Origin of the sequence: Streptomyces sp. NBC_01446 (assembly GCF_026340095.1) — a bacterium.
Taxonomy (GTDB): domain Bacteria; phylum Actinomycetota; class Actinomycetes; order Streptomycetales; family Streptomycetaceae; genus Streptomyces; species Streptomyces aureus.
Genome location: NZ_JAPEPO010000001.1, coordinates 7,222,030 through 7,243,656, shown reverse-complemented (window position 1 = coordinate 7,243,656; position 21,627 = coordinate 7,222,030). Strand labels below are relative to the sequence as shown.

Sequence of the window (21,627 nt, the reverse complement as noted above, 5' to 3'; positions counted from 1 at the left end):
CCGAATATGGCCCGCCCTCTCCAGCTATGGTCGTGTCGTATCTCAGATCCGCCCCGACGTCATCCGGCGCTCCCCCGCCTCGCCGTCGTGATGGATCGGTGTGCGCGAGGCGGTCAGGGGGGCGCCCGTGCCGCCCTGTCTCGACGCGATGATTTCCGCCGCGATGGACAGGGCCGTCTCCTCGGGGGTGCGGGCGCCGAGGTCCAGGCCGATCGGCGAGTGCAGGCGCGCCAACTCCTCGCTGGTCAGGCCGACTTCACGGAGGCGACGGTCGCGGTCCTCGTGGGTTCGGCGTGAGCCCATCGCTCCGACGAACGCGACGGGCAGCCGTAGGGCGATCTCCAGTAGCGGGATGTCGAACTTCACGTCATGGGTGAGCACACACAGGACCGTGCGTTCGTCGGTCGTGGTGCGCCGCAGGTAGCGGTCCGGCCAGTCGACGACGATGTCGTCGGCTTCAGGGAAGCGGGCCCGCGTGGTGAAGACGGGGCGTGCGTCGCACAACGTCACGTGGTAGCCGAGGAACTTGCCCGTACGGACCAGGGCCGCGGCGAAGTCGACGGCGCCGAAGACGATCATCCGGGGCGGTGGCACGCTCGACTCGACGAAGAGGGTCAGGTCGGCGCCGCATTGGGAGCCGTCGGCCGAGAGATCGAACGTGCCGGTGCGGCCCGCGGCGACGAGGGCCCGCGCCTCGCCCGCCACGGTGCGCTCGAGACCGGAGCCCCCGGCGAGCCCTCCCTCGTACGATCCGTCGGCCCTCACCAGCAGTGCCCCGCCTCGCAGTTCGGCCGGTCCGCGGGCCACCCGGGCGAGCGCGGCCGTCTCGCCGCGGGCGGCGGCCGCGAGCGCCGCCGCGAACACGGGCCTGTCCGGCGCGTCGGCGCGTACCGGCGTGACGAGGACCTCGATGACGCCGCCGCAGGTGAGCCCCACGGCGAAGGCGTCCTCGTCGCTGTAGCCGAACCGCTCCAGGACGGACCCGCCGTCCTGGAGCACCTGCAGGCACAGTTCGTATACCGCTGCCTCGACACAGCCGCCGGAGACCGAGCCGATCACCGTGCCCTCGCTGTCGACGGCGAGGGCGGCGCCGGGCGGGCGGGGTGCGCTGCCGCCCACCGAGACGACGGTGGCGACGGCGAAGTCCCGGCCCTGTCCGGCCCACCGGTTCAGCTCGTCGGCGATGTCAAGCATCGCCGTCACCCTCGGCCGGGGCCCCGGCCGACAGGACGCGGTCGGGCCGGATCGGCAGGTGGCGGTGGCGGACGCCGGTCGCGTGCCACACCGCGTTGGCGACGGCCGCGGCCGCGCCCACGATGCCGATCTCGCCGATTCCCTTGATCCCGACGGGGTCGTCGGCGTCCGGGTCGTCGACCCAGTCCGCCTCGATCAGCGGTACGTCGGCGTTCGCGGCGAAGTGGTAGCCCGCGAGGTCGGCTCCGACGTGGCCGCCCGTGGCCTGGTCCCGGATCGCCTCCTCGTGCAGCGCCATGGACAGTCCCCAGATCATCCCGCCGACGAACTGGCTGCGCGCGGTCAGCGGGTTGACGATCCTGCCTGCCGCGAAGACGCCGAGCATGCGCCGTACGCGCACCTCGCCGGTGGTGACGTCGACGGCGACCTCGGCGAACTGGGCGCCGAAGGAGTGCCGTTCCTTCTGGGTGAGGGAGCCGACGGCGGCGCTGGTGTCGGATCGCACGGTGATGCCCTGCGGCGGAATGTCGCCGCCCAGGGCCAACTGCTCCCGCAGGTCGCGCCCGGCGGCCGTGACGGCCCAGCCCCAGGAGCGGGTGCCCATCGAGCCGCCCGAGATCGCCGCCGGGCCGAAGTCGCTGTCGCCGATGCGCACATGGACGCGCTCCCCGGCCACGTCGAGGGCCTCCGCGGCGAGCAGGGTCAGCGCGGTCCGCGCCCCCGTCCCGACGTCCGACGCGCCGATCCGCACCGTGAAGGTGCCGTCGGCCTCAGCGGTCACGGCCGCCGTGGACGGTGCCACGATCACCGGGAAGGTGGCCGCCGCCGTGCCGGTGCCGAGCAGCCAGCGCCCTTCGCGCCGCACGCCGGGACGTGGGTCCCGGTCCGCCCAGCCGAACCTGCGGGCCCCCTCGTCGAAGCAGGCCAGCAGGTTGCGGGAGCCGAACGGCAGCCCGGAGACCGGGCCCACGTCGGGCTCGTTGCGGGCACGCAGCGCGATCGGGTCCATGCCGCACCGTTCGGCGAGTTCGTCGAGCGCGGACTCCAGGGCGAACGAGCCCGGAGCCTCACCGGGCGCGCGCATGAAGGTCGGCGTCGGCACGTCCAGGCGCACCACCCGGTTGACGCTGCGGTGAGCGTCCGCGGCGTACATCGGACGCCCGAACCCGGCGCTGGCCTCGACGAATTCGTGGACCGTCGACGTGAGGCTGTGCGCCTGATGGTCGAGAGCACGCAACCGCCCGTCGGCGTCGGCGCCGAGCCTGACGCGCTGGGCCGTGGGGCTGCGGTAGCCGACCAGCGAGAACATCTGACGTCGGGTCATGACGACCCTGACCGGGCGGTCGAGTACGGTCGCCGCCATCACGGCGAGGATCTGGTGCACGCGCACACCCTTGGACCCGAAGGCACCACCGATGTGCTCGGACCGCACCCGCACCGAGGCCGGGTCGAGCGAGAACAGTTTCGCCAGCTCCTGCGCCACCCACATGCTGCCCTGGTTGGAGTCGACGACCTCCAGGCGTCCGCCGTCCCAGCGCGCCATCGCCGCGTGCGGTTCCATCGTGCCGTGGTGCTCTTCCGGGGTGGTGTACTCCGCGTCCACGACATGGACGGACGCGGCGAGTTCGGCCGCGAGGTCGCCCTTCTCCACGAGCATGCCGTCGCCGTCCGGTGTGTAGATGCCGGCGTGTCCGGCGGAGAACGCGACGTCGTGCGGCTCCTCGTCGTACCGCACCACCAGCGCCTCGGCGGCCTCCCTGGCCTGCTCCGTGGTCTCGGCGACGACCAGCGCCACCGGCCAGCCCACGAAGGGCACCCGGTCGTGCTGGAAGACCTCGACGATCGGGTCGGGCCGCCCCAGCATGCCGATGTAGTTCCCGTCGACGCGCGGCGCGTTGCCGTGGTGCAGCACGGCCAGCACCCCGGGCATCCCGCGGACGGGGTCCGACTCGACCGAGCGGATGCGGCCGCGGGCGACGGTGGACAACACCAGCCAGCCGTGGGCGAGTTCGGCGGCGGGGACGTCCCCCGCGTACCGGGCCGCCCCGGTGACCTTCTCCAGCCCCTCCACCCGGGTGTACGAGGCGCCGACGGTGCCCGTCACCGGGCCCGCCGTGGTCGTCGTGCTCATCGGGCGGCCTCCTCGGCGAGCTCGGTCAGCACGGCCACGACGAGATTGCGCATCAGCGTCACCTTGTATCCATTGTGGGGCAGCGTCTCGGCGGCCGCGAGTTCGGCGTCAGCGGCGGCGGCGAAGGCCTCGGCGGTGGCGGGGCCGCCGGTCAGGACGCGCTCGGCCTCGCGTGCGCGCCAGGGTCGTGACGCCACCGCCCCGAAGGCGAGGCGCACTTCGTGGACAGCTCCGTCCCGGACGTCGAGCGCGGCGGCGACGGAACCGATCGCGAACGCGTAGGACGCGCGCTCGCGGACCTTGCGGTAGCGGGAGAGGGCGGCGACGGGCGCCGGGGGCAGGATGACGGCGGTGATGAGCGCGCCGGGCGGCAGGGCGGTCTCCACGTGCGGGGTCTCCCCCACGGGCACATAGAACTCCGCGAGCGCCAACTCGCCCGGGCCGTCCGCCGTTTCGTACGCGACGACGGCGTCGAGTGCGGCGAGCGCCACTCCCATGTCCGAGGGGTGGACGGCCACGCAGTGCGCGGAGGCACCGAGGATCGCGGCGTTGTGGTGCTCCCCCTCGATGGCGGGGCAACCGCTGCCGGGCGTGCGCTTGTTGCAGGGTTTGGCCAGGTCGGTGAAGTAACCGCAGCGGGTGCGCTGGAGCAGATTGCCGCCGACGGTGGCCATGTTGCGCAGCTGGCCCGAGGCGCCCGCGAGGACGGCCTGCGCGAGCATCGGATAGCGGCGCCGCACGTCGGGATGGGCGGCGAGGTCGCTGTTGGTGACCGTGGCACCGATGCGCAGGCCGCCGTCCGGCGTCAACTCGATCTCGCCGAGCGGCAGTTCCCGTACGTCGACGAGCCGGGCCGGCCGCTCGACGCCCGTCTTCATCAGGTCGACGAGGTTGGTGCCGCCGCCCAGACAGCGCGCGTCGGGGTCGGCGTCGAGCAGGGCGACCGCGGCGGGCACGTCGAAGACGCGCTCGTAGCCGAACTCCTTCATGCGACTGCCTCCGTTCCGGCGGCGCGTGCGACGGCCTTGACGATCGAGACGTAGGCGCCGCAGCGGCACAGGTTGCCGCTCATCCGCTCCCGGATCTCGTCGGCGGTCAGCGGCGGGACACCCGCCTCCGGCCGTACGTCGGCGGTGACTGCGCTGGGCCAGCCCGCCGCGTGCTCCTCGATGACGGCGAGGGCCGAACAGATCTGGCCTGGGGTGCAGTAACCGCACTGGTACCCGTCGAGGTCGAGGAACGCCTGCTGCACCGGATGCAGTCCGTCGGCGTCGGCCACGCCCTCGATGGTGGTGATCTCACGCCCCTCGGCGGCGACCGCGAGCTGCAGGCAGGAGACGGCGCGGCGGCCGTCGAGGAGCACGGTGCAGGCGCCGCACTGGCCCTGGTCGCAGCCCTTCTTGGTGCCCGGCAGATCGAGTCGCTCGCGCAGGGCGTCGAGCAGGGTGGTGCGGTGGTCGACGGGCAGCGTGTACTTCTCACCATTGATGTTCAGCGTGATGACGCTGGACGTCGATGGGGCCATGATCAGCCTTCTTTCGCTCATGGGGTGCGAGGGCTGTGCGTGTGCGAGGGGTGTGCGTAGAGGGAGAACGTCGGGATGGTGCGCCTGCCGCGCGCTCGTCGGCCGAAAGGCCGCTTGCGGTGGGCGGCGGCCGTTAACTCGAGCCGGATCTGCCGCTATGGTGGACCTAAGCGGACAAGTGTCCGCTACGTCGAACCTAACGGACACCTGTCCGCTTAGCAAGGGCATTCCGGTTCTTGGCACCGGCGTACGGATTCGTGATTCCCGGAAGGGGGACGGGTGCAGCCGAAGAAGGACGCGCCGCTGCGCTCGGACGCGCAACGCAATCGCGACCGCATCCTGGAAGTGGCGCTGGTCGAGCTGACACGGTCGGCGGACGCCCCGCTGAGCGCGATCGCGAAGAAGGCGTGCGTCGGCCAGGGAACGTTCTACCGCAACTTCCCCAACCGTGAGTCCCTCGTCCTCGAGGTCTACCGCTACGAGATGCAGCAGGTTGCCGACACCGCGTCCCAGTTGCTCGCGGCCCGCGCTCCCGACGAGGCCCTGCGCGCATGGATGGACCGCCTCGCCCAGTACGCCATGGCGAAGGCCGGCCTGGCGGACGCACTGCGTCAGGCCACCACGCGCGGCAGCCTGGCCTCCCTCGGCCACGGCCCGGTGACTTCGGCCATGTCGCTCCTGCTCAAGGCGAACGAGGAGGCGGGCACGATCCGCCCCGGGGTGACACCGGAGGACTTCACACTCGCCATCGCCGGGCTCTGGCAGATCGATCCGCACGGCGACTGGCAGTCGCGCGCCGGGTGGCTGTTCGACCTCGTGATGGACGGCCTGCGCGCCGGTGCGCCGGGGGCCGCCCGAGGCGGGTGAGTCCCGCGCACCCCAGGCCGGGGCCCCCTCAGGGTGAAGGAGGCCGGGGATGCGGGGGTCTGGGCGGCCCGTCGTCCAGCGCCTCGGGGCTCGACACCGGCGGCCAGACCGGCCGGTGCGAGGGAGGCAGCGACAACAGGGCCTGGCCGACGGACCGTTGGGCGGGGAGCAGATCGACACTGCCGGTCTGGGCGAGGAGTTCGGTCAGCCGTCGCCCCGCCCCGGCCAGGAGGAGCTTGCCGCCCCGGCGGTCCAGCAGCCACCGCATGGCCAGCAGACAGTACAGACCGCGTGAGTCGCAGAAGGCGAGCGCGGTGACGTCGAGGACGAGGTACGGGTGCCCCGCGTCGACGCAGGCACCGAGCGTGCCCAGGAAGAGTTCCTCGCCGCTCTGGTCGAGTTCGCCGCTGACCCGCAGCACCGCGCAGCCTTCACAGCTCGCCAGCTCGGTGATCATCAATCGGTGGCTCTGCGTGGACATCACACCTCCATCCGGCCGACGTACGAGGGCCCTTGGCGTCGAGCCTCGCACACATCGGCGCCGGCGCCCGAACCGGACAAGTGCCCCGGGCCGGCACGATCAGGCCGTGGCGGGTCCCGGTTCACGGTCGGCGCGGCTGCCGGGCGGCCGTTGCGGTGAGGGTCTCCCACCATGCCCCCGATCGCGCGTGCCGTCACGGGTCCGGCGGCAATCAACCGTGCGTGCGCCCTGCCGGGGTGTGGCCGACAGGGTGCCTGTCGGCCACACCCCTGGGGTGTACGGCGCGTCCACCCCAGGGCGTTTCACCAGACCTTTCAGATCCGTCAGCTCTTTCGGATCTTTCGGATCTTTCGGATCTTTCGGATCCGTCAGCTCTTGCCGAGCATCTTGTTCATCTGCTCGATCTCGGCGGTCTGCGCGGTCACCACGTCGGCGGCGAGCCGCGTCGCGGGGCCGTACTTGCCGTCGGACTTCTCGGTCCTGCCCATCGTGACGGCGCCCTCGTGGTGCTTGACCATCATCGCGAGGAACTTCTTGTCGAAGTCGCCGCCGGAGGCCTTCTTGAGTTCCATGTCGCCGGCGCTCATCATGCCGGGCATGGACGAGGAAATGTCGTGGCCCATGCCGGACATGTCGGCGGGGACTTCCTCACCCCATGCGGTGAGCCAGCCGGACATGTTCTCGATCTCGGGGTCCTGGGCCCCCTCGATCCTGGCGGCGAGGCTCTTGACGTCCTTCGACGCGGCGCGGCCCTCGGCCAGTCCGGCCATCTCGACGGCCTGGCGGTGGTGCTGGATCATCTCCTTGGAGAAAGAGACGTCGGCGCTGTTGTGACCGTCGGCACTGTCGCGGCCTTCCGCCTTGCCGTGGTCGCCGACCTGGGGCGAGGCGGCCGCGGCCGAGCCGGATTCCTTCGCCCCCATGTCGTGTCCCCCGGCCGGCTTGTCGCTGCCACAGGCGGCGAGTACCAGGGCGGCCGCCCCTGCGGTGGCGGCGAAAGCGGCGCGGCGGACGAACGTGCGGTGTGCGGTCATGCGGAACTCCTGGTGCTGATCTTGGGTGAATGGCTCGCGCGAGCGCGGCGCCGCCCCTTGGGGCGTGCGGTACCGCGCGGGCCGTTCTAGATCCGCAGGAGTTGGAGTTCCGATAGTGACGGCGGGGCGCGGCCGCCGTCGGGGCCACTGCCGGCCGACGAGGTGCGGGCGTCCGGGCGGGCGGGGCAGGTGATCACGTCGGGGAGCATCGCGGGCGCGACTGCCGGGGGCCCGGCGACGGAGGCGGAGGCGCAGACCGAGTCGGCGTGGGCCATGTGTCCGCCGCAGCCACCGCCATCGTGGTCGCACGAGTCGGAATCAGAAGCCTTGACGCCCCGCTGTCCGGGCCCGGCATGGTCACCCGCGTCTGCGGCGCCATCCGCACCCATGGCGGACGCGGCCGCGGGATGCATCTCGCCGTGCGCGCCTGCCGGTACGGGTCCCAGGCCGTGCATGCCGAGCAGGCCCAGGAGCACGGCGCCGACGAGCAGCCCGAGGAGCCGCAGCGTCAACTGCGGTCGCGCGGGCGGTCCGAGGCGGGTGGTCACCGCTGCATCGTAGGCAGAGAGGATCGGCGGGCGCGCTCCGGGGCCGCCACGGATCAGCCGTTCGTGGCCCGGCCGGGGTTCGTCCGGAACCCGTGAGGGCTCCCCCGGAACGGGAGCGGCCGGAGGCCCGGGACAGTCGTCGTCCCGGGCCTCCGGCCGCACTCGTGTCAGGAGCCTCAGGCAGCGGCGGGAGTGACCTGCTCGCTCAGGCGGCCGACGACCTCGGCCAGCGCGGTCGCGACCTCGGAGTCGTCGGCGGGGTGGGTCTCGGCGAAGCGCGTCACGGAGCCGGGGATGGACAGCTTCACGTCCTCGAGCACCGCGGCACCGGCGATGCCCGCGGCCTTGCGCACGTCGTCCTGCGCCCACACGCCGCCGTACTGGCCGAAGGCGGTGCCGACGACGGCGACCGGCTTGCCGGAGATCGCGCCGGCGCCGTACGGACGGGACAGCCAGTCGATGGCGTTCTTCAGGACGGCCGGCATGGTGCCGTTGTACTCGGGCGAGAAGAGGAGGAAGGCGTCGGACTGACCGGCGGCCTCGCGCAGCCGCGCGGCAGCGGCGGGGACGCTGCCCTCGACGTCGATGTCCTCGTTGTAGAAGGGCACGTCGGCGAGGCCCTCGAAGAGCTGGATGTCGGCGCCGGCGGGGGCGTGCTTGGCGGCGGCCTCGGCGAGCTGACGGTTGTGGGAACCGGCGCGGAGGCTGCCGACGAGGGCGAGGATGCGAACAGACATGGCATAACTCCAGATAAGGGCGAACGGATCTCATGCACGGTCCAACCGGACCGAAGTCCGTTTAAAGTTGTACCACCTATCCGGACCACGGTCCACTTTTCGGTTTCCCGGCGCTACTCTGAAGCCATGACCGGCCCTATCCCTCCCCTCGTCACGACGTCCGGCACCCAGGGCGGACCGACCGACCTCACTCTGACACCGACGGGCGAGCGGCCCGCGCTGCGGGCGGACGCGGCACGCAACCGCACACGCCTGCTGGAGGCCGCATCACACCTGATGTCCGAGTGCGGCGCGGCCAACCTGACCATGGAGGCGGTGGCGACGGCGGCCGGGGTCGGCAAGGGGACGGTCTTCCGGCGCTTCGGCGACCGGACCGGGCTGCTCATCGCCCTCCTGGACCACCGGGAGCAGCAGCTTCAGGCGGCATTCCTTTCGGGCCCGCCGCCCCTGGGTCCTGACGCGCCCGCCCTGGAGCGCCTGCATGCCTTCGGGCCCGCCCTCATCCGCCACGAGCGGGACCACCACGAGCTGATCCTCGCCGCCCGCACCGACCCCCTGCGCAACTACACGGTCCCGGCGAACCGCCTGCGCCACACACACGTCAAGCTGCTGCTGCGCCAGGCGGGCGCGAAGGGCGACACCGATCTCCTCGCGCACACGCTGCTGGCCGCCGCGGACACCGCGCTCGTCCACCATCTGACTGTCGAGCGGGGCATGCCGCTGGACCGCGTGGAGGCGGGCTGGCACGAACTGCTCGACCGGCTCGCGCGAACGTCCTAGCCGGACCGGCTCACGTACGCGATCATCCTGGTCGGCCGGTTTACGCAAATGCCCCGACCGGCGCACGCAAGCGCTCTATGGCCGACCGGTCACGACGCCGACTCCGGCCCGTCCGGTCCCCAGGAGTCGGGCCCCGCATCGTGCCAGTCGATCAGTTCCGGGTCGTCGACGGCCGTGTCCGCCTCGGGAAGGCCCGCGGCGCGCAGGAATTCCAGCACGTCGAGCAGGTTGTAGGCGGTCCCCACGTCCGTGCCGCGAATCGTCACCCGCCTACCGCCGTCAGGCAGGGGCGGGTGCACGGTCACGGGCGCACCTTCGGCCATACCTCAAGCATGGTCCAGGCAACCCGAAAATGCACCCCCACTCGAACCTGCATTCGAAGGCCCGGCCCCGCCTACGCCGCCCCGCCGCATCGCCACACCGCCCCGCCTACGCCGCCCTGGTCTGCCGCCGGTAGCCGCCCGGGGCGAGCCCGTACTCCCGTTTGAACGCCTTGGCGAAGGCGAACTCCGAGCCGTAGCCGGTGCGGGCGGCGACCGTCGTCAGGGGCGCGTCGGACTCCCGTAGCAGCCGGGCCGCCGTCGTCATGCGCCAGCGGGTCAGATACGCCATGGGCGGCTCCCCCACCAACGCGGTGAACCGCCTGGCGAACGCGGCGCGGGACAGCCCGGCCCGCTCGGCCAGCGCCTCGACGGTCCACTGGGTCGACGGGTCGCCGTGCATGGCCGCCAGCGCGGGCGCGACGGCCGAGTCGCCGAGCGCCGCGGCCCAGCCCTGCGCGGCGGAGGCGGGCTGGTCGTCCAGCCAGGCGCGCAGGATGTAGAGGAGCAGCGAGTCGATCAGCGTGGGCACGATGCCGTCCGAGCCGATCCGCGGATTCTCCAGTTCGGAGCCGAGGAGCTGGACCGCCGCGCTCAGCTCCGGGTGGCGCCCGTGCCGCGTCGGCAGGTGGACCACCTCGGGCAGCTGGCGCACCAGGGGGTGCGGGCGGCCCTGGTCCAGGTGGTAGTTGCCGCACAGCAGGCTGGTCTCGGGGCCGTCACCGCCGAGCGTCACCGAGCCGATCGGCGACCCCTCCCGGAAGTGCTCGGCCCTGGGCTCCTCGGCCGGGCTGGACGGGTGGTCGGCGAGGATGTGGCCCCGCCCGTCGCGCAGGAAGACGACATCGCCGGGACTCAGCGGGATCGGCTCCAGATGCGGGGCCGAGTCCTCCAGCGGGACCAGCCAGCAGGTCCCGTACAGCACCACGTGGAATCCCGCGCCGGCGACCGGGGGCAGGCGCAGGCCCCAGGGGGCGCGGCCGTTGGTGCGGACGGACGCCGGGTGTCCCGTGCGCATCGAGGCCAGCGCCTCGGTGAGGATGTCCATCCGGCCTCGCCCTCCCTGGTGCGGCCTGTCCCGGTCAGACCGTCAGGACAATCTTGCCCTGTACATGCCCTGAGGCGACCAGCTCGTGCGCCTTGCCCGCCTCCGCCAGCGGGAACGTCTCCTGGACGTGCGGACGGATCGCGCCCGCGTCGACGAGTTCGGCGATCGCCTCGAGCGCGGCGTAGTCCGGCTCGACCGAGATGCCGGCGAAACGCCGCCCGGCCGCCTCCACGCGCGCGGCGAGCTCCGGGTCACCGTGTTCCAGGATGCTGATGAGCACGCCGCCGGGACGCAGCGCCCCGAGCGACCGGTCCCCCTGGGCGAGCGAGTCGAGGACGATGTCGGCGTCCTTGACCACGTCGGTGAAATCGGTGGTCCGGTAGTCGATGACCTCGTCGGCGCCGAGGCCGCGGAGGAAGTCCTGCCGGGCCGCGCTGCCTATGGCGGTCACATGGGCGCCCCGCGCCTTGGCGATCTGCACGGCGAAGTGGCCGACACCGCCTGCCGCCCGCTGGATGAGGACCCGGTCCCCCTCCTTCACGCCCGCGGCCTGCACGAGGCCCTGCCAGGCGGTGAGCGCCGCGAGGGGGATGGCAGCGGCGTGCACGTGGTCGACCGACGCGGGCTTACGGGCCAGCTGGCGGGACGGGGCCGCGACGTACTCGGCGTAACCGGTGGCGGCGCGGGGGAAGAACGGCATCCCGTAGACCTCGTCGCCCACGGCGAACCGGCTGCCGGGGGCGGCCTCCTCGACGACCCCCGAGATGTCCCAGCCGACGCCGAACGGGGGCTCGCCGAGCAGCGGGAAGGCGCCGGACCTGACGGCCACGTCCACCGGGTTGACCGCGGCGGCGTGCACCTTGACGAGAACCTCACCGGAGAGCGGCTTCGGCCGCCCGGTCTCGACGACCTCGAGAACCTCGGGACCGCCGAAGGACTTCTGAATCACTGCGCGCACGGTAACTCTCCCTGTTCCAGGCGGGGTTGAGGGAGCCGGTCCGAGATCCGGCCCGGCGCCTGCTTGATGTCCTCAACCATAGGGAGATCGAATGAGCCGCTGAATAGCCTTCCGTCTCGGCCACATGTCCCAGCGTCTCGATGGCCGGGATCCCCGGGCATCTCCTCGCAGGGACGCTCGCCCTGCCGGCCGGCGTGCTGTGGCGGGCCTCCGGTGTCGTCGGCCACCCATGGGCCCCGGAGCCGTGGCCCGGATCACATGAGGACGAAGCTGACCTGCGGAATGCCATGGGGGCCGGAACGGTTGGCACACGGAGATTGCATGCTTGTGCACATACCGACTGGTACCTAAGAGGAGCACTCTGTGACTGACGCCGTGTCGCCTGTTTCCCGCGCTGCCGAGATCCTGTCCCGCCCTGTCGCCCTGAACGGTCTGAAAGTCCCGAACCGCATCGCGATGGCGCCCATGACGCGCATGTTCTCGCCGAACGGCGTCCCGGGTGAGGACGTTCGGTCCTACTACTCCCGCCGCGCCGCCGCGGGCGTGGGCCTGATCGTCACCGAGGGGACCTACGTCGGCCACGAGTCGGCCGGCGAGAGCGACCGGGTGCCGCGCTTCCACGGCGAGGAGCAGCTGGCCGGCTGGGCGACGGTCGCCGAGGACGTGCACGCGGCGGGCGGCACGATCGTGCCGCAGCTGTGGCACATCGGCATGGTGCGCCAGCAGGGCAAGCCGCCCTTCGCCGAGGCCCCGGCCGTCGGCCCGTCGGGCCTTCGCATCGACGGCACCGAGGGCACGGGCAAGGCGATGACCCAGGGCGACCTGGACGACGTCATCGGCGCGTTCGCGCAGGCCGCCAAGGACGCCGAGCGCATCGGCTTCGACGGCGTCGAGGTGCACGGCGCCCACGGCTACCTGCTCGACCAGTTCCTCTGGGCCGGGACCAACCGCCGTACCGACGGCTACGGTGGCGACCCCGTGGCCCGCACGCAGTTCGCCGCCGAGATCGTCGCCGCGATCCGCGAGAACGTCTCCCCCGAATTCCCGGTCATCTTCCGCTACTCGCAGTGGAAGCAGGAGGCCTACGACGCGCGGCTCGCCGAGACCCCGGACGAGCTCGAGGCGATCCTCAACCCCCTCACCGCGGCCGGTGTCGACGCCTTCCACGCCTCCACCCGCCGCTACTGGAACCCGGAGTTCGACGGTTCGGACCTGAACCTGGCGGGCTGGACCAAGAAGCTCACCGGCAAGCCCACCATCACGGTCGGCTCCGTCGGCCTCGACGGCGACTTCATCCGCGCCTTCATGGGCGAGGGCTCCGCGGTCAAGGGCATCGACGACCTCCTCGACCGCCTGGAGCGCGACGAGTTCGACATGGTCGCCATCGGCCGCGCCCTGCTCCAGGACCCGGAGTGGGCGGCGAAGGTCCTGGAGGGCCGTTTCGACGAGATGAAGCCGTATGACGCGGCAGCAGCGCTCAAGACCCTGAGCTAGGACCTGCCTCCAGTCCTGGGGTCGTCCTCCACGACGCCCTCACGAGCAAGGACAAACCGGCCTCGCGCCCCGGTTTGTCCTTGTTCGTTTAGGCGGGACTCCGTTGGGGGCGCGAAGCTGCTGGACGGCTGCTCGGCCCTCGACCGGCAGACGAGCCGCCCCCGGAGTGAGTGGCGTCAGGCGCGCAGCCCGGGATGGACCCGTGGGCGGGCCGGGGCGCTGCCCGGCTGCTCATGCGGATCTGCGAACAGCTCCGGATGGCTTGCCCTGATCGTTCCGATGTCGTCGAAGACGCCCTGGAGGTGTCCGCGCAGCGCGTCCTCCGCGCGCGCCGCGTCCCGCCGTTCCAGGGCGTCGACCACCGCGGTGTGCTCGTCGACCAGCGTCTCGATCCGGTGCGGCAGCGGCAGACTCAGCCGGCGGGCCCGGTCGAGGTGCGCCTTGGCGGTCGCCACCGTGCGCCAGAGCGTGCGGTGGCCGCTCGCCTCCATCAGGCGGCGGTGGAAGGCCTCGTCCTGCTCGAAGAACCCGTCCGCGTCCCCCGCCTTCAGCGCGTCCCGCTGTGCATCGAGGATGGCGCGCAGCGCCGCGATGTCCGGCGCGCCGGACTTCGTCACCGCCTCGCGCAGCGCGGCCAGTTCGAGCGCCTCCCGCATGAACTGGGCTTCCAGGACGGCGTCGACGCTGATCCGCGAGACGAACGTACCCAGCTTGGGGAAGACGTCGACCAGCGACTCCTCGCCCAGCAGGATCAGTGCCTCGCGCACCGGGGTGCGGCTGACGTCCAGCTCCGCGGCCAGCTCGTTCTCCGACAGGGGTGCGCCCGGCAGGAGCTCGAGGGAGGTGATGCGTGCCCGCAGCAGGGCGTGCACCCGAGCCCGGACGGACTCGCGCGGACGCGGCGCCTCCGCTTCGACCCGTCGCGTCTTTCTCGGTTCCCGCCGCTGAGCTGCCATGACGCTCACTTTCTCACCTCAGCTGCAAGGTTACTTACATACAAGGCTTGTATGTAAGTGCGGACGGGGGTAGAAAATGACGCGGAGGTCAACGGACCCCCTGGCCACGCCCGTGTCCCTGTCCCCACTGTGGACACTCCTGTGCCCCGGTCTCGCGAACCGCTTCCGTCACGTCCGCACGTCCCCCTCGACCGGAGGTCAACGATGACCACCCGCTCCGTCACCGAGAGCGAGACGCCGGCTGCCCCGCCCGGCACCTCGCTCCCCGCCCGCCCGCGCGGCCGGGGGAAGAACGTCCGCTGGGGCATAGCCGTCCTGTGCTTCGGCGGCCTCGCGGTCAACTACCTGGACCGCTCCACGCTCAGCGTCGCCCTGCCGTCCATGTCGGACGACCTGCACATCGGTCCCGAGACGCAGGGCTTCATCCTCAGTGCCTTCTTCTTCACGTACGCGCTGTGCCAACTGCCCGCCGGGGCACTGCTGGACAAGTACGGCGTGAAGCGGGTCTTCGCGATCGGCGCCATCTGGTGGTCGGTGGCCACCGTCGGCATGGGCCTGGTCCGCGGCGTCGGCTCGCTCGTCGGCGCCCGGATGCTGCTCGGCGCCGGTGAGGCCGCCGGATATCCCGCACCCGCGAAGGCCGTCTCCCGCTGGTTCCCCCGTCACGAACGAACCCTCGCCAACAGCGTCTGGGACAACGGCGCGCGCGTCGGCACCGCCATCGCCCTGCCGCTGGTGACGATGCTGGTCTCCGCGTTCCACTGGCGCGTCGCGTTCATCGCCTGCGGCCTGCTCGGCGTTCTGTGGATCATCGGCTGGTGGCGGCTCTACCACGAGCCCGCCGACCACCCGAGGCTGACCACCGAGGAGCGCGCCTACATCGAGGCGGGCGGCGCTCACACCGACGCGACGGCCACGCAGGAGGCGGACGGACCCAAGGTGCGCTGGCGGGACCTGTTCCGCTACCGGACGGTCTGGGGCATGATGCTCGGCTTCTTCTGCCTCAACTACGTCATCTACTTCTTCATCACCTGGTTCCCCAGCTACCTCGTCGACGAGCGCGGCTTCGACCTCCTCAAGCTCGGCTTCTTCGGCACGGTCCCGGGTCTGGTCGCCATCTTCGGGTCGCTGCTCGGCGGCTTCACCGCCGACCGGTTGCTCCGCAAGGGCTGGTCCACCACCAGGGTCCGCAAGACCTGCCTGGTCTCCGGCACGCTGTGCTCATCCGTGATCGCGCTCACCGTCGTCGTACCGACCGCGTCCGGCGCCCTCGCGCTGCTCTCCCTCAGCTACGCCTCGCTGACCTTCTCGACCGCGTCGGTGGCGTCGCTGCCCGCGGACGTGGCGCCGACCGCCGGGCATGTCGCCTCGCTCGCCGGCATCCAGAACTTCGCCTCGAACGTGGCGGGGATCCTCGGCCCGATCGTCACCGGATTCCTGCTGGCATCCTCCGGGGGCTCGTACCTGGTGCCGCTCCTGGTGTCCGGCGCCCTGTCCGTCGTCGGCGCCCTCACCTACGCGTTCGTCATCAAGCGCGTCGAACCGCTGCCGGTGCGCTAGCCCGCCCCGACCCGCTCCATCCCCGCACGAAAGAGAGGGACGCCCCGTGGCCCAGTCGGTCGAGTCGGCCCAGTCGGTCGAGCCCGTCGAGTCCATACATCGCGCCGCCGTGCTGCACGGCCCCAAGGACGTGCGCGTCGAGGACCGCCCGGTGCCCGAGCCCGGTCCGGGCCAGGTCCTGGTCGCCGTCCGTGCCGTCGGACTGTGCGGGTCCGACCTGCACTACTACGCCCACGGCGAGAACGGCCCGAACGTCCTGCGACAGCCGACCGTCCTCGGCCACGAGCCGGCCGGCGTGGTCGTCGGCCACGGCGCAGGCGCCGACGACCTGCCCCACGGCACGGCCGTGGCCATCGAACCGGCGCACCCGTGCGGCACGTGCGCGCTGTGCCGGGCCGGGCGCTACAACCTCTGCCCGAAGGGCACCTGTTTCGGTTCGCCGCCGACCGACGGCGCGCTCGCCGAGTACGTGTGCGTGCCGCGGGACTTCGTACATCCGCTGCCCGCGTCGACGGACGTCCGGCTCGGCGCGCTGATCGAACCACTCGCCGTCGCCGTGCACGCGATGCGCCGCGCCGCGCTCGCCCCCGGTCAGCGGGTGCTGGTCACGGGGGCGGGGCCGATCGGTGTGCTGGTCGCGCAGGTCGCCGCGGCCGGCGGCGCCGGGTCCGTGACGGTGTCCGATGTGGCGCCCGAGCGGCGGGAGTCCGCGGCGCGGATCGGCCTGCACACCGTGGACGCGGCCGGCCTCGCGCCCGATCCGGAGCGGGCCCACGCGCTCGCCTCGCCGGACGGCTACGACGCCGTGTTCGACTGCTCCGGCGTGGGGCCCGCCCTGGTGTCGGGGATCCGCGCGCTGCGCCCCGGCGGCACCGCCGTGGTCGTCGGCAATCCGAGCCGGCCGCTGACCGAGCTGCCACTGGCGTGGATGCAGCGTCAGGAACTGTCCCTTGTGACGTCGTTCCGGTACGGGGCGGGGGACTTCGCGGCGGCGGCCGCGTTGGCGGGCCGTGTCCAGCTGGCTGAACTGGTCACCTCCTCCTTCCCGTTGGAGCGGGCGGCCGAAGCGCTCGAGGTCGCGCTGACCGACCCGTCACAGATGAAGGTCCTGGTCGAGCCGGCGCGGGAGGTCTGACCATGACCTCACGCACCCAGCCCCGCCGGTCGCGTACCGCCCTGCCCCGCCTGTCCCGTACCGCCCTGCCCGTGGCCGGTCTGAAGCTGCCCCCGCCCCTCCCCGAACCCGGCATCGTCCATCTGGGCCTCGGTAACTTCCACCGCGCCCACCAGGCCGTCTACACGGCCGACGCCCTGCGCCACAGCCCCGGCCCCTGGGGCATCACCGGTGTCTCGACGAGCACGGCGCGAGGTCCGCGCCCGGTGCTGACCGGCATGGCGGAGCAGGGCCAGCTCTATACCGTCCTCACCCTGCGCCGCGACGCGGGCGTCGCCGCGACCGTGCCCGGGGTGCACCATCCGGGCCTCGTCGCGGACGGGCAGGGCGCCGAGGTCGTCGCCGCGATCGGCAGCCCCACCACACGCATCGTCTCCGTCACCGTGACCGAGAAGGGGTACACCTTCGGCGCCGACGGCCGTCTCGACCTCGACGACCCGCTGGTCCGCGCCGACCTCGCGGGAGGCCCGCCCCGCACCGCCCTCGGCCTGATCGTGCGCGGGCTCCAGCACCGGGCCCGCACCGACGGGTCGCCGGTGACCGTGCTCAGCTGCGACAACCTCATGGCCAACGGGCACCGACTGCGTGCCCTCATCGACGAGTTCGTCGCCGCCCTGCCCGCCTCGGAACGCCCCGAGCTGCAGGCCTACGCCGCGACCTCGCTGACCACGCCGAACACCATGGTCGACCGGATCGCGCCCGCCACCACCGACGAGCACCGTGATCTGGTCGCCCGCGCCTTCGGCGTCCGCGACTCGGTGCCGGTGCCCGCCGAGCCGTACCGGCTGTGGGTCATGGAGGACCACTTCCGCGCCGGACGTCCGGCGTGGGAGCACGCGGGCGCGCTGTTCACGGACGATGTCGCCCCGTACGAGCTGATGAAACTGCGGCTCCTCAACGGCGCCCACTCGCTCCTCGCCTACCTCGGCCTGCTGCGCGGACACCGCTGCATCGACCAGGCGGTGACGGACGAACTCCTGGGCGGTGCCGTGGAGTTCGCGATGCGGGAGGAGATCCTGCCGACGGTCCCGGAGCCCGAGGGAATACCGGGCAAGGCCTACGTCACCGAACTCCTCGACCGGTTCGCCAATCCGGCGCTCGGCCACCGCACCGCGCAGGTCGGCTCCGACGGTTCCCTGAAGATCCCGGTCCGCTGGGCGGGGGTGCTCGCCGAGTCGCTGGCCGCGGGGCGCCTCCCGCGCGTCCTCGCTCTCGGCCTCGCCGCGTACGTGCGCGTCATCACGGCCGACGACGCGTACGACGAGCGTGCGCTCGGCACGGTCCACGACGGCGCCCGGTCACGCCTGGCCGAGCTCGCGGCCCGGGCGAGCGGCCCCGCCGACGCGGCCCGTCTTCTGCTCTCCGAAGGCGACTTCCTGCCGCCGGACGTCGCTCAGCACCGCGAACTAGGCGATGTGGTCGGCGAGTTCGCGCACACGCTCGCCGTGCACGGCGTCGAGGCCGCGCTGCGTTCCGCGCTCACCTGATCCAGGTGCCGGGCCGTCGAACCCGTGCGCCGGCCCGGCACCTCCCCCTGCCCCGCGCCCCCCATCGAGAAGAACGGCACCCATGGCCACCATCACCTCGGCCGAGGTCTTCGTCACCTGCCCCGGCCGCAACTACGTCACCCTGAAGATCACCACGTCGGACGGTGTCACCGGCATCGGCGACGCCACCCTCAACGGCCGCGAGCTGTCCGTCGCCTCCTACCTGCGCGACCACGTCTGCCCCACCCTGATCGGCAAGGACCCGGCCCGCATCGAGCTGGTGTGGCAGTACCTGTACAAGGGAGCCTACTGGCGGCGCGGCCCGGTCACCATGACAGCCATCGCCGCCGTCGACGTCGCCCTGTGGGACATCAAGGGCAAGGTCGCGGGCCTGCCCGTGTACCAGCTGCTCGGCGGCGCGGCCCGCGACGGCGTCACCGTCTACGGCCACGCCAGCGGCAACACGGTCCCCGAACTCCTCGACGACGTACAGCGTTTCCTCGACAAGGGCTTCCGCGCGGTGCGCGCGCAGGCGGCGGTGCCCGGTCTGGAGCGGGTGTACGGCATGCGCAAGGGCGACGGCGACACCTACGAGCCGGCCGACGGGGCGCTGCCCACCGAGGAAGTCTGGGACACGGGTGCCTACTTGGACTTCGTGCCGACCTACATGTCCGCCGTCCGCGAGCGGTTCGGCTACGACTTCCACCTGCTGCACGACGTGCACCACCGGCTCAGCCCCATCGAGGCGGGCCGCCTGGGCCAGTCCCTCGAGCCCTACCGCCTGTTCTGGATCGAGGACCCCACTCCGGCCGAGGACCAGGAGGCCTTCCGCCTCATCCGGCAGCACACCACGACGCCGCTCGCGGTCGGCGAGATCTTCAACTCGATCTGGGACTGCCAGCACCTGATCACGAACCGCCTCATCGACTACATCCGCACGTCCGTCTCGCACGCGGGCGGCATCACACACCTGCGCAGGATCTTCTCGCTCGCCGAGCTGTACGGGGTCCGCTCCGGCTCGCACGGCGCGGGCGACCTCTCCCCCGCGTCACTCGCGGCCGCGCTCCATGTCGACCTGTCGATCCCGAACTTCGGCATGCAGGAGTACATGGCCCATCTCCCGGGCTACGAGGAGGTGTTCGAGACGTCCTGGACGTTCGAGGACGGCCTGATGCACCCCGGCGACCGCCCCGGCATCGGCGTCGAGTTCGACGAGAAGGCCGCCGAGCGCTTCCCGTACGAGCGCAAGTACCTGCCGGTGAACAGGCTGCGGGACGGATCCGTGCATGACTGGTGAGGCGAGTGGCCACGGCGCCTGCCCGCCGTGGCGCCGATCCACCCGGGACCGCTGCTGACCGGGACGGGGCACCCCGGCAAGCGCGGCCGGGGCGGGCCCCGACCGTGCCCGCCGTGTCCACGACGCGGGGAGCCCGCAGCCCATGCCGGATCAGCCGGGAGCGCCGCACAGCATCGGTGCGACCCTCGGGCGATGGCTCCTACCCGCGTGCCGTCTTGGCCGCCCAGGCCCGCCTTAGCCGCCTAGGCTCCGAGATAGACGCTCGGCGGGAGCCACGTCGGACGGGGCAGGCCGAGGTGGTCCTCAAGCATCAACTCGGCCTGGGTGAGCGCGCCGTAGACCCATCCCTGCCCGGTCGAATAGGCATCTCCGCAGACGTACAGGTTGGCGTCGTGGAGCGGGCGGCGCATGCGCGGCATGATCTCCCAACTCTTCGCCCCCACCTGCCAGAAGTGGAAGGCCGCCCCGTACGGGTCCTGTACCCAGTCCTGGAAGTAGGCCGACGTCGGTTCGGGGATGCGGGCGTCGGGGCCGTGCAGCTCGCGCAACTGGCGCTGTGCCTCGTCGACAAGCGTCGCCGGCGCTGCCGCGTCCATCGGCCGCGGCGGACGGGTCACCGACACCGGGCCGAGGCGCTGTGGCCGCTTCAGCAGTTCGTTCCAGAACTCCACGTCGCTGAGGTCGTTGTAGGAGGCCAGCAGCAGGGCGTTGCGGTTGGCGGAGTCGGCCCCGGGCTGCTTCCCCTCGACGCCCCAGTAGTACGTCTGGCGCAGCGGCAGGTCGGTCACCGAGCGGCCCTTGCGCAGGCCGAGATCCTCCCACCACGGCCGGTCGTAGCCCAGAAAGAGCTTGGAGGCGGGCCTCGGGACGATCGAGCCAAGGTCGGACAGGAAGCGGTCGCTGGTGAAGAGGAAGGTGTCCGGGTCCAGCAGCTCGATCGAGCGCTGGGGCATGGCCAGAACGACGTGGCGCGCCCGGACGGTGATCGGCCGGCCGGAGGGCCAGACGGAGAGGGCGAGCGACAGCACCTGCTCGCCGCGGACGGTCTCCCGGTCGATCCGGCGCATCTGGTGGTGGAGGTGGACGGTCCCGCCTTCGGCCTCGAACCGCCGGACGAGCTCCTCGGGCACTGTCTGGTAGCCGTTGCGCAGAAGCAGGTACTGCGGTGCCGGGGAGCCGACGAAGTCAGCCACCGACGCTTCCATGGCCTCGACGCTGTTGACGTTGGCCACCACCGAGCCGTAGCCGAAGCCGGCGCGGAGGAACGCCCACCCCTCCTGCCCGACCGCATCGAGCAGCAGGTTCCAGAACCCGGTGTCGTAGAGGTGCCGACCGTCGGCCGACGCCGTCGGCTTGATCTTGTCCCACGCCTGTTGGTCCATGCCGACGGCGCCGGGGACGAAGCGCTCTATGACCGACACGAGCGCGTCGTCCGGCGACTTTCCCCGGATCGCGGCCGGCAGGTCGTAGGGCACGACCGTCGGATCGCCCCACTGGGACTGGGTGAAGCGGTGCCGGCGCAGGTAGACGAGGTTCTGCGACTCGTCGACCGGAAAGGGATCTGTCGGCAACCCGAGATGGTCCACGAGGTCGGCGATGACCGGCTGGTTGTTCAGGTAGCGCATCCCGCCGAGCTCGGCGTGCAGGTGCGGCATACCGGGCGGCGTCACCGAGAAGAGGCGGCCGCCGACGCGTTCACTGCCCTCGAACAGACCCACCGTGAGCGGGCCGCCCCGACGCCGTCGAAGCTCCTTCAGTACGGGACTGTGCTTGGCTTCCGGGCCAAGCAGTCGCCAGGCGGCGTACGCCCCGGACACCCCGGCGCCGATGACCGCGACGTCGAGCACGCCGTGCTCGCCCTCGACCGTGGTGGCCTGCTCCGGCCTCGCCTGGACGAGCGGACGCGCCCGCGCCGACGCCCCCAGCGCTCCGTCGACGATGGCGGCGGCGCCGAGCGCCCCGGTTCCCTTGAGGAGATCACGCCGCGTTGGTTTGCCCATCTCCAGCAGCCTCTCGGCTCGAAATGCCCTCGGTGG

20 protein-coding genes are annotated in these 21,627 nt (G+C 72.0%); 7 read left to right on the top strand and 13 right to left on the bottom strand.

Translation table 11 applies throughout. The features are described from left to right. Positions 1-42 precede the first annotated feature (42 nt). From OG456_RS32650 to OG456_RS32635, 4 genes are read right to left on the bottom strand one after another with little or no spacing between them, the layout of a single operon-like run. Complete coding sequence (locus tag OG456_RS32650) at positions 43-1,194, bottom strand: XdhC family protein (RefSeq protein ID WP_266567310.1); 1,152 nt, start codon at positions 1,192-1,194, stop codon at positions 43-45. After that, the gene (locus tag OG456_RS32645) at positions 1,187-3,325 is read right to left on the bottom strand and encodes a xanthine dehydrogenase family protein molybdopterin-binding subunit (RefSeq protein ID WP_266567308.1); all 2,139 of its coding nucleotides are present in this window, start codon (positions 3,323-3,325) and stop codon (positions 1,187-1,189) included. Before OG456_RS32645 ends, OG456_RS32650 begins: the two co-directional genes overlap by 8 nt. Next, positions 3,322-4,314 (bottom strand): xanthine dehydrogenase family protein subunit M, encoded by a 993-nt coding sequence (locus OG456_RS32640; RefSeq protein ID WP_266567306.1) that lies wholly within the window; start codon positions 4,312-4,314, stop codon positions 3,322-3,324. The genes OG456_RS32645 and OG456_RS32640 overlap by 4 nt, the downstream gene beginning before the upstream one ends. Next, on the bottom strand, positions 4,311-4,850 hold the full coding sequence (locus tag OG456_RS32635; protein WP_227293378.1) for a (2Fe-2S)-binding protein: 540 nt from the start codon (positions 4,848-4,850) through the stop codon (positions 4,311-4,313). The genes OG456_RS32640 and OG456_RS32635 overlap by 4 nt, the downstream gene beginning before the upstream one ends. 279 nt (positions 4,851-5,129) lie before the next feature. Here OG456_RS32635 and OG456_RS32630 point away from each other — a divergent pair, with 279 nt between their 5' ends. Next, entirely contained in the window at positions 5,130-5,717 is a 588-nt protein-coding gene (locus OG456_RS32630) for a TetR/AcrR family transcriptional regulator (RefSeq protein WP_266567305.1), read from the top strand. Positions 5,718-5,745: 28 nt separating this feature from the next. Here OG456_RS32630 and OG456_RS32625 read toward each other — a convergent pair whose 3' ends face one another. The 4 genes from OG456_RS32625 to OG456_RS32610 form a co-directional block, all read right to left on the bottom strand. Further along, entirely contained in the window at positions 5,746-6,198 is a 453-nt protein-coding gene (locus OG456_RS32625) for an STAS domain-containing protein (RefSeq protein ID WP_266567303.1), read from the bottom strand. 368 nt (positions 6,199-6,566) lie between these two features. Beyond that, positions 6,567-7,232: a DUF305 domain-containing protein gene (locus tag OG456_RS32620; protein ID WP_266567300.1), complete on the bottom strand. Its 666-nt coding sequence runs from the start codon at positions 7,230-7,232 to the stop codon at positions 6,567-6,569. A gap of 86 nt (positions 7,233-7,318) precedes the next feature. After that, positions 7,319-7,780, bottom strand: coding sequence for a DUF6153 family protein (locus OG456_RS32615; RefSeq protein ID WP_266567298.1), 462 nt, complete (start codon positions 7,778-7,780; stop codon positions 7,319-7,321). Positions 7,781-7,956: 176 nt separating this feature from the next. Next, positions 7,957-8,517: an NAD(P)H-dependent oxidoreductase gene (locus OG456_RS32610; RefSeq protein WP_266567296.1), complete on the bottom strand. Its 561-nt coding sequence runs from the start codon at positions 8,515-8,517 to the stop codon at positions 7,957-7,959. Positions 8,518-8,643: 126 nt separating this feature from the next. Here OG456_RS32610 and OG456_RS32605 point away from each other — a divergent pair, with 126 nt between their 5' ends. Further along, positions 8,644-9,297, top strand: coding sequence for a TetR/AcrR family transcriptional regulator (locus OG456_RS32605; RefSeq protein ID WP_266567294.1), 654 nt, complete (start codon positions 8,644-8,646; stop codon positions 9,295-9,297). A gap of 89 nt (positions 9,298-9,386) precedes the next feature. On the opposite strand, the gene OG456_RS32600 is transcribed toward OG456_RS32605, so the two are convergent. The 3 genes from OG456_RS32600 to OG456_RS32590 all read right to left on the bottom strand — a co-directional run bounded on the left by OG456_RS32600 (position 9,387) and on the right by OG456_RS32590 (position 11,623). Further along, the gene (locus tag OG456_RS32600) at positions 9,387-9,620 is read right to left on the bottom strand and encodes a hypothetical protein (RefSeq protein ID WP_266567293.1); all 234 of its coding nucleotides are present in this window, start codon (positions 9,618-9,620) and stop codon (positions 9,387-9,389) included. A gap of 106 nt (positions 9,621-9,726) precedes the next feature. Beyond that, positions 9,727-10,665 carry an AraC family transcriptional regulator gene (locus tag OG456_RS32595; protein WP_266567292.1) on the bottom strand — a complete coding sequence of 313 codons (939 nt, stop codon included), beginning with the start codon at positions 10,663-10,665 and terminating at the stop codon, positions 9,727-9,729. A 34-nt stretch (positions 10,666-10,699) separates the two neighbouring features. Next, complete coding sequence (locus tag OG456_RS32590) at positions 10,700-11,623, bottom strand: NADP-dependent oxidoreductase (RefSeq protein WP_266567291.1); 924 nt, start codon at positions 11,621-11,623, stop codon at positions 10,700-10,702. A gap of 363 nt (positions 11,624-11,986) precedes the next feature. Between OG456_RS32590 and OG456_RS32585 the strand changes: the two genes are divergently transcribed. Then, entirely contained in the window at positions 11,987-13,117 is a 1,131-nt protein-coding gene (locus OG456_RS32585) for an NADH:flavin oxidoreductase (RefSeq protein ID WP_266567289.1), read from the top strand. A gap of 176 nt (positions 13,118-13,293) precedes the next feature. Here OG456_RS32585 and OG456_RS32580 read toward each other — a convergent pair whose 3' ends face one another. Continuing rightward, complete coding sequence (locus OG456_RS32580; RefSeq protein WP_266567288.1) at positions 13,294-14,073, bottom strand: GntR family transcriptional regulator; 780 nt, start codon at positions 14,071-14,073, stop codon at positions 13,294-13,296. A 204-nt stretch (positions 14,074-14,277) separates the two neighbouring features. On the opposite strand from OG456_RS32580, the gene OG456_RS32575 reads away from it, so the two are divergent. The 4 genes from OG456_RS32575 (at position 14,278) to manD (ending at position 19,591) form a co-directional block, all read left to right on the top strand. Continuing rightward, positions 14,278-15,633 (top strand): MFS transporter, encoded by a 1,356-nt coding sequence (locus OG456_RS32575; RefSeq protein WP_266567286.1) that lies wholly within the window; start codon positions 14,278-14,280, stop codon positions 15,631-15,633. Between the two features lie 46 nt (positions 15,634-15,679). Further along, on the top strand, positions 15,680-16,768 hold the full coding sequence (locus OG456_RS32570; protein ID WP_266567284.1) for an alcohol dehydrogenase catalytic domain-containing protein: 1,089 nt from the start codon (positions 15,680-15,682) through the stop codon (positions 16,766-16,768). 2 nt (positions 16,769-16,770) lie between these two features. Then, positions 16,771-18,294, top strand: coding sequence for a mannitol dehydrogenase family protein (locus OG456_RS32565; RefSeq protein WP_266567282.1), 1,524 nt, complete (start codon positions 16,771-16,773; stop codon positions 18,292-18,294). Between the two features lie 82 nt (positions 18,295-18,376). Next, positions 18,377-19,591 (top strand): D-mannonate dehydratase ManD, encoded by a 1,215-nt coding sequence (gene manD / locus OG456_RS32560; RefSeq protein ID WP_266567280.1) that lies wholly within the window; start codon positions 18,377-18,379, stop codon positions 19,589-19,591. Between the two features lie 242 nt (positions 19,592-19,833). Here the strand turns inward: manD and OG456_RS32555 are convergent, their stop codons facing one another. Then, the gene (locus OG456_RS32555; protein WP_266567278.1) at positions 19,834-21,591 is read right to left on the bottom strand and encodes an FAD-dependent oxidoreductase; all 1,758 of its coding nucleotides are present in this window, start codon (positions 21,589-21,591) and stop codon (positions 19,834-19,836) included. Positions 21,592-21,627 lie beyond the last annotated feature (36 nt).

Coding starts and splice junctions, on each gene's coding strand:
- OG456_RS32580 (WP_266567288.1), bottom strand. CDS start 14,073: ATGGCAGCTCAGCGGCGGGAACCGAGAAAGACGCGACGGGTCGAAGCG.
- OG456_RS32575 (WP_266567286.1), top strand. CDS start 14,278: ATGACCACCCGCTCCGTCACCGAGAGCGAGACGCCGGCTGCCCCGCCC.
- OG456_RS32645 (WP_266567308.1), bottom strand. CDS start 3,325: ATGAGCACGACGACCACGGCGGGCCCGGTGACGGGCACCGTCGGCGCC.
- OG456_RS32610 (WP_266567296.1), bottom strand. CDS start 8,517: ATGTCTGTTCGCATCCTCGCCCTCGTCGGCAGCCTCCGCGCCGGTTCC.
- OG456_RS32635 (WP_227293378.1), bottom strand. CDS start 4,850: ATGGCCCCATCGACGTCCAGCGTCATCACGCTGAACATCAATGGTGAG.
- OG456_RS32650 (WP_266567310.1), bottom strand. CDS start 1,194: ATGCTTGACATCGCCGACGAGCTGAACCGGTGGGCCGGACAGGGCCGG.
- OG456_RS32640 (WP_266567306.1), bottom strand. CDS start 4,314: ATGAAGGAGTTCGGCTACGAGCGCGTCTTCGACGTGCCCGCCGCGGTC.
- manD (WP_266567280.1), top strand. CDS start 18,377: ATGGCCACCATCACCTCGGCCGAGGTCTTCGTCACCTGCCCCGGCCGC.
- OG456_RS32620 (WP_266567300.1), bottom strand. CDS start 7,232: ATGACCGCACACCGCACGTTCGTCCGCCGCGCCGCTTTCGCCGCCACC.
- OG456_RS32625 (WP_266567303.1), bottom strand. CDS start 6,198: ATGTCCACGCAGAGCCACCGATTGATGATCACCGAGCTGGCGAGCTGT.
- OG456_RS32600 (WP_266567293.1), bottom strand. CDS start 9,620: ATGGCCGAAGGTGCGCCCGTGACCGTGCACCCGCCCCTGCCTGACGGC.
- OG456_RS32555 (WP_266567278.1), bottom strand. CDS start 21,591: ATGGGCAAACCAACGCGGCGTGATCTCCTCAAGGGAACCGGGGCGCTC.
- OG456_RS32595 (WP_266567292.1), bottom strand. CDS start 10,665: ATGGACATCCTCACCGAGGCGCTGGCCTCGATGCGCACGGGACACCCG.
- OG456_RS32565 (WP_266567282.1), top strand. CDS start 16,771: ATGACCTCACGCACCCAGCCCCGCCGGTCGCGTACCGCCCTGCCCCGC.
- OG456_RS32605 (WP_266567294.1), top strand. CDS start 8,644: ATGACCGGCCCTATCCCTCCCCTCGTCACGACGTCCGGCACCCAGGGC.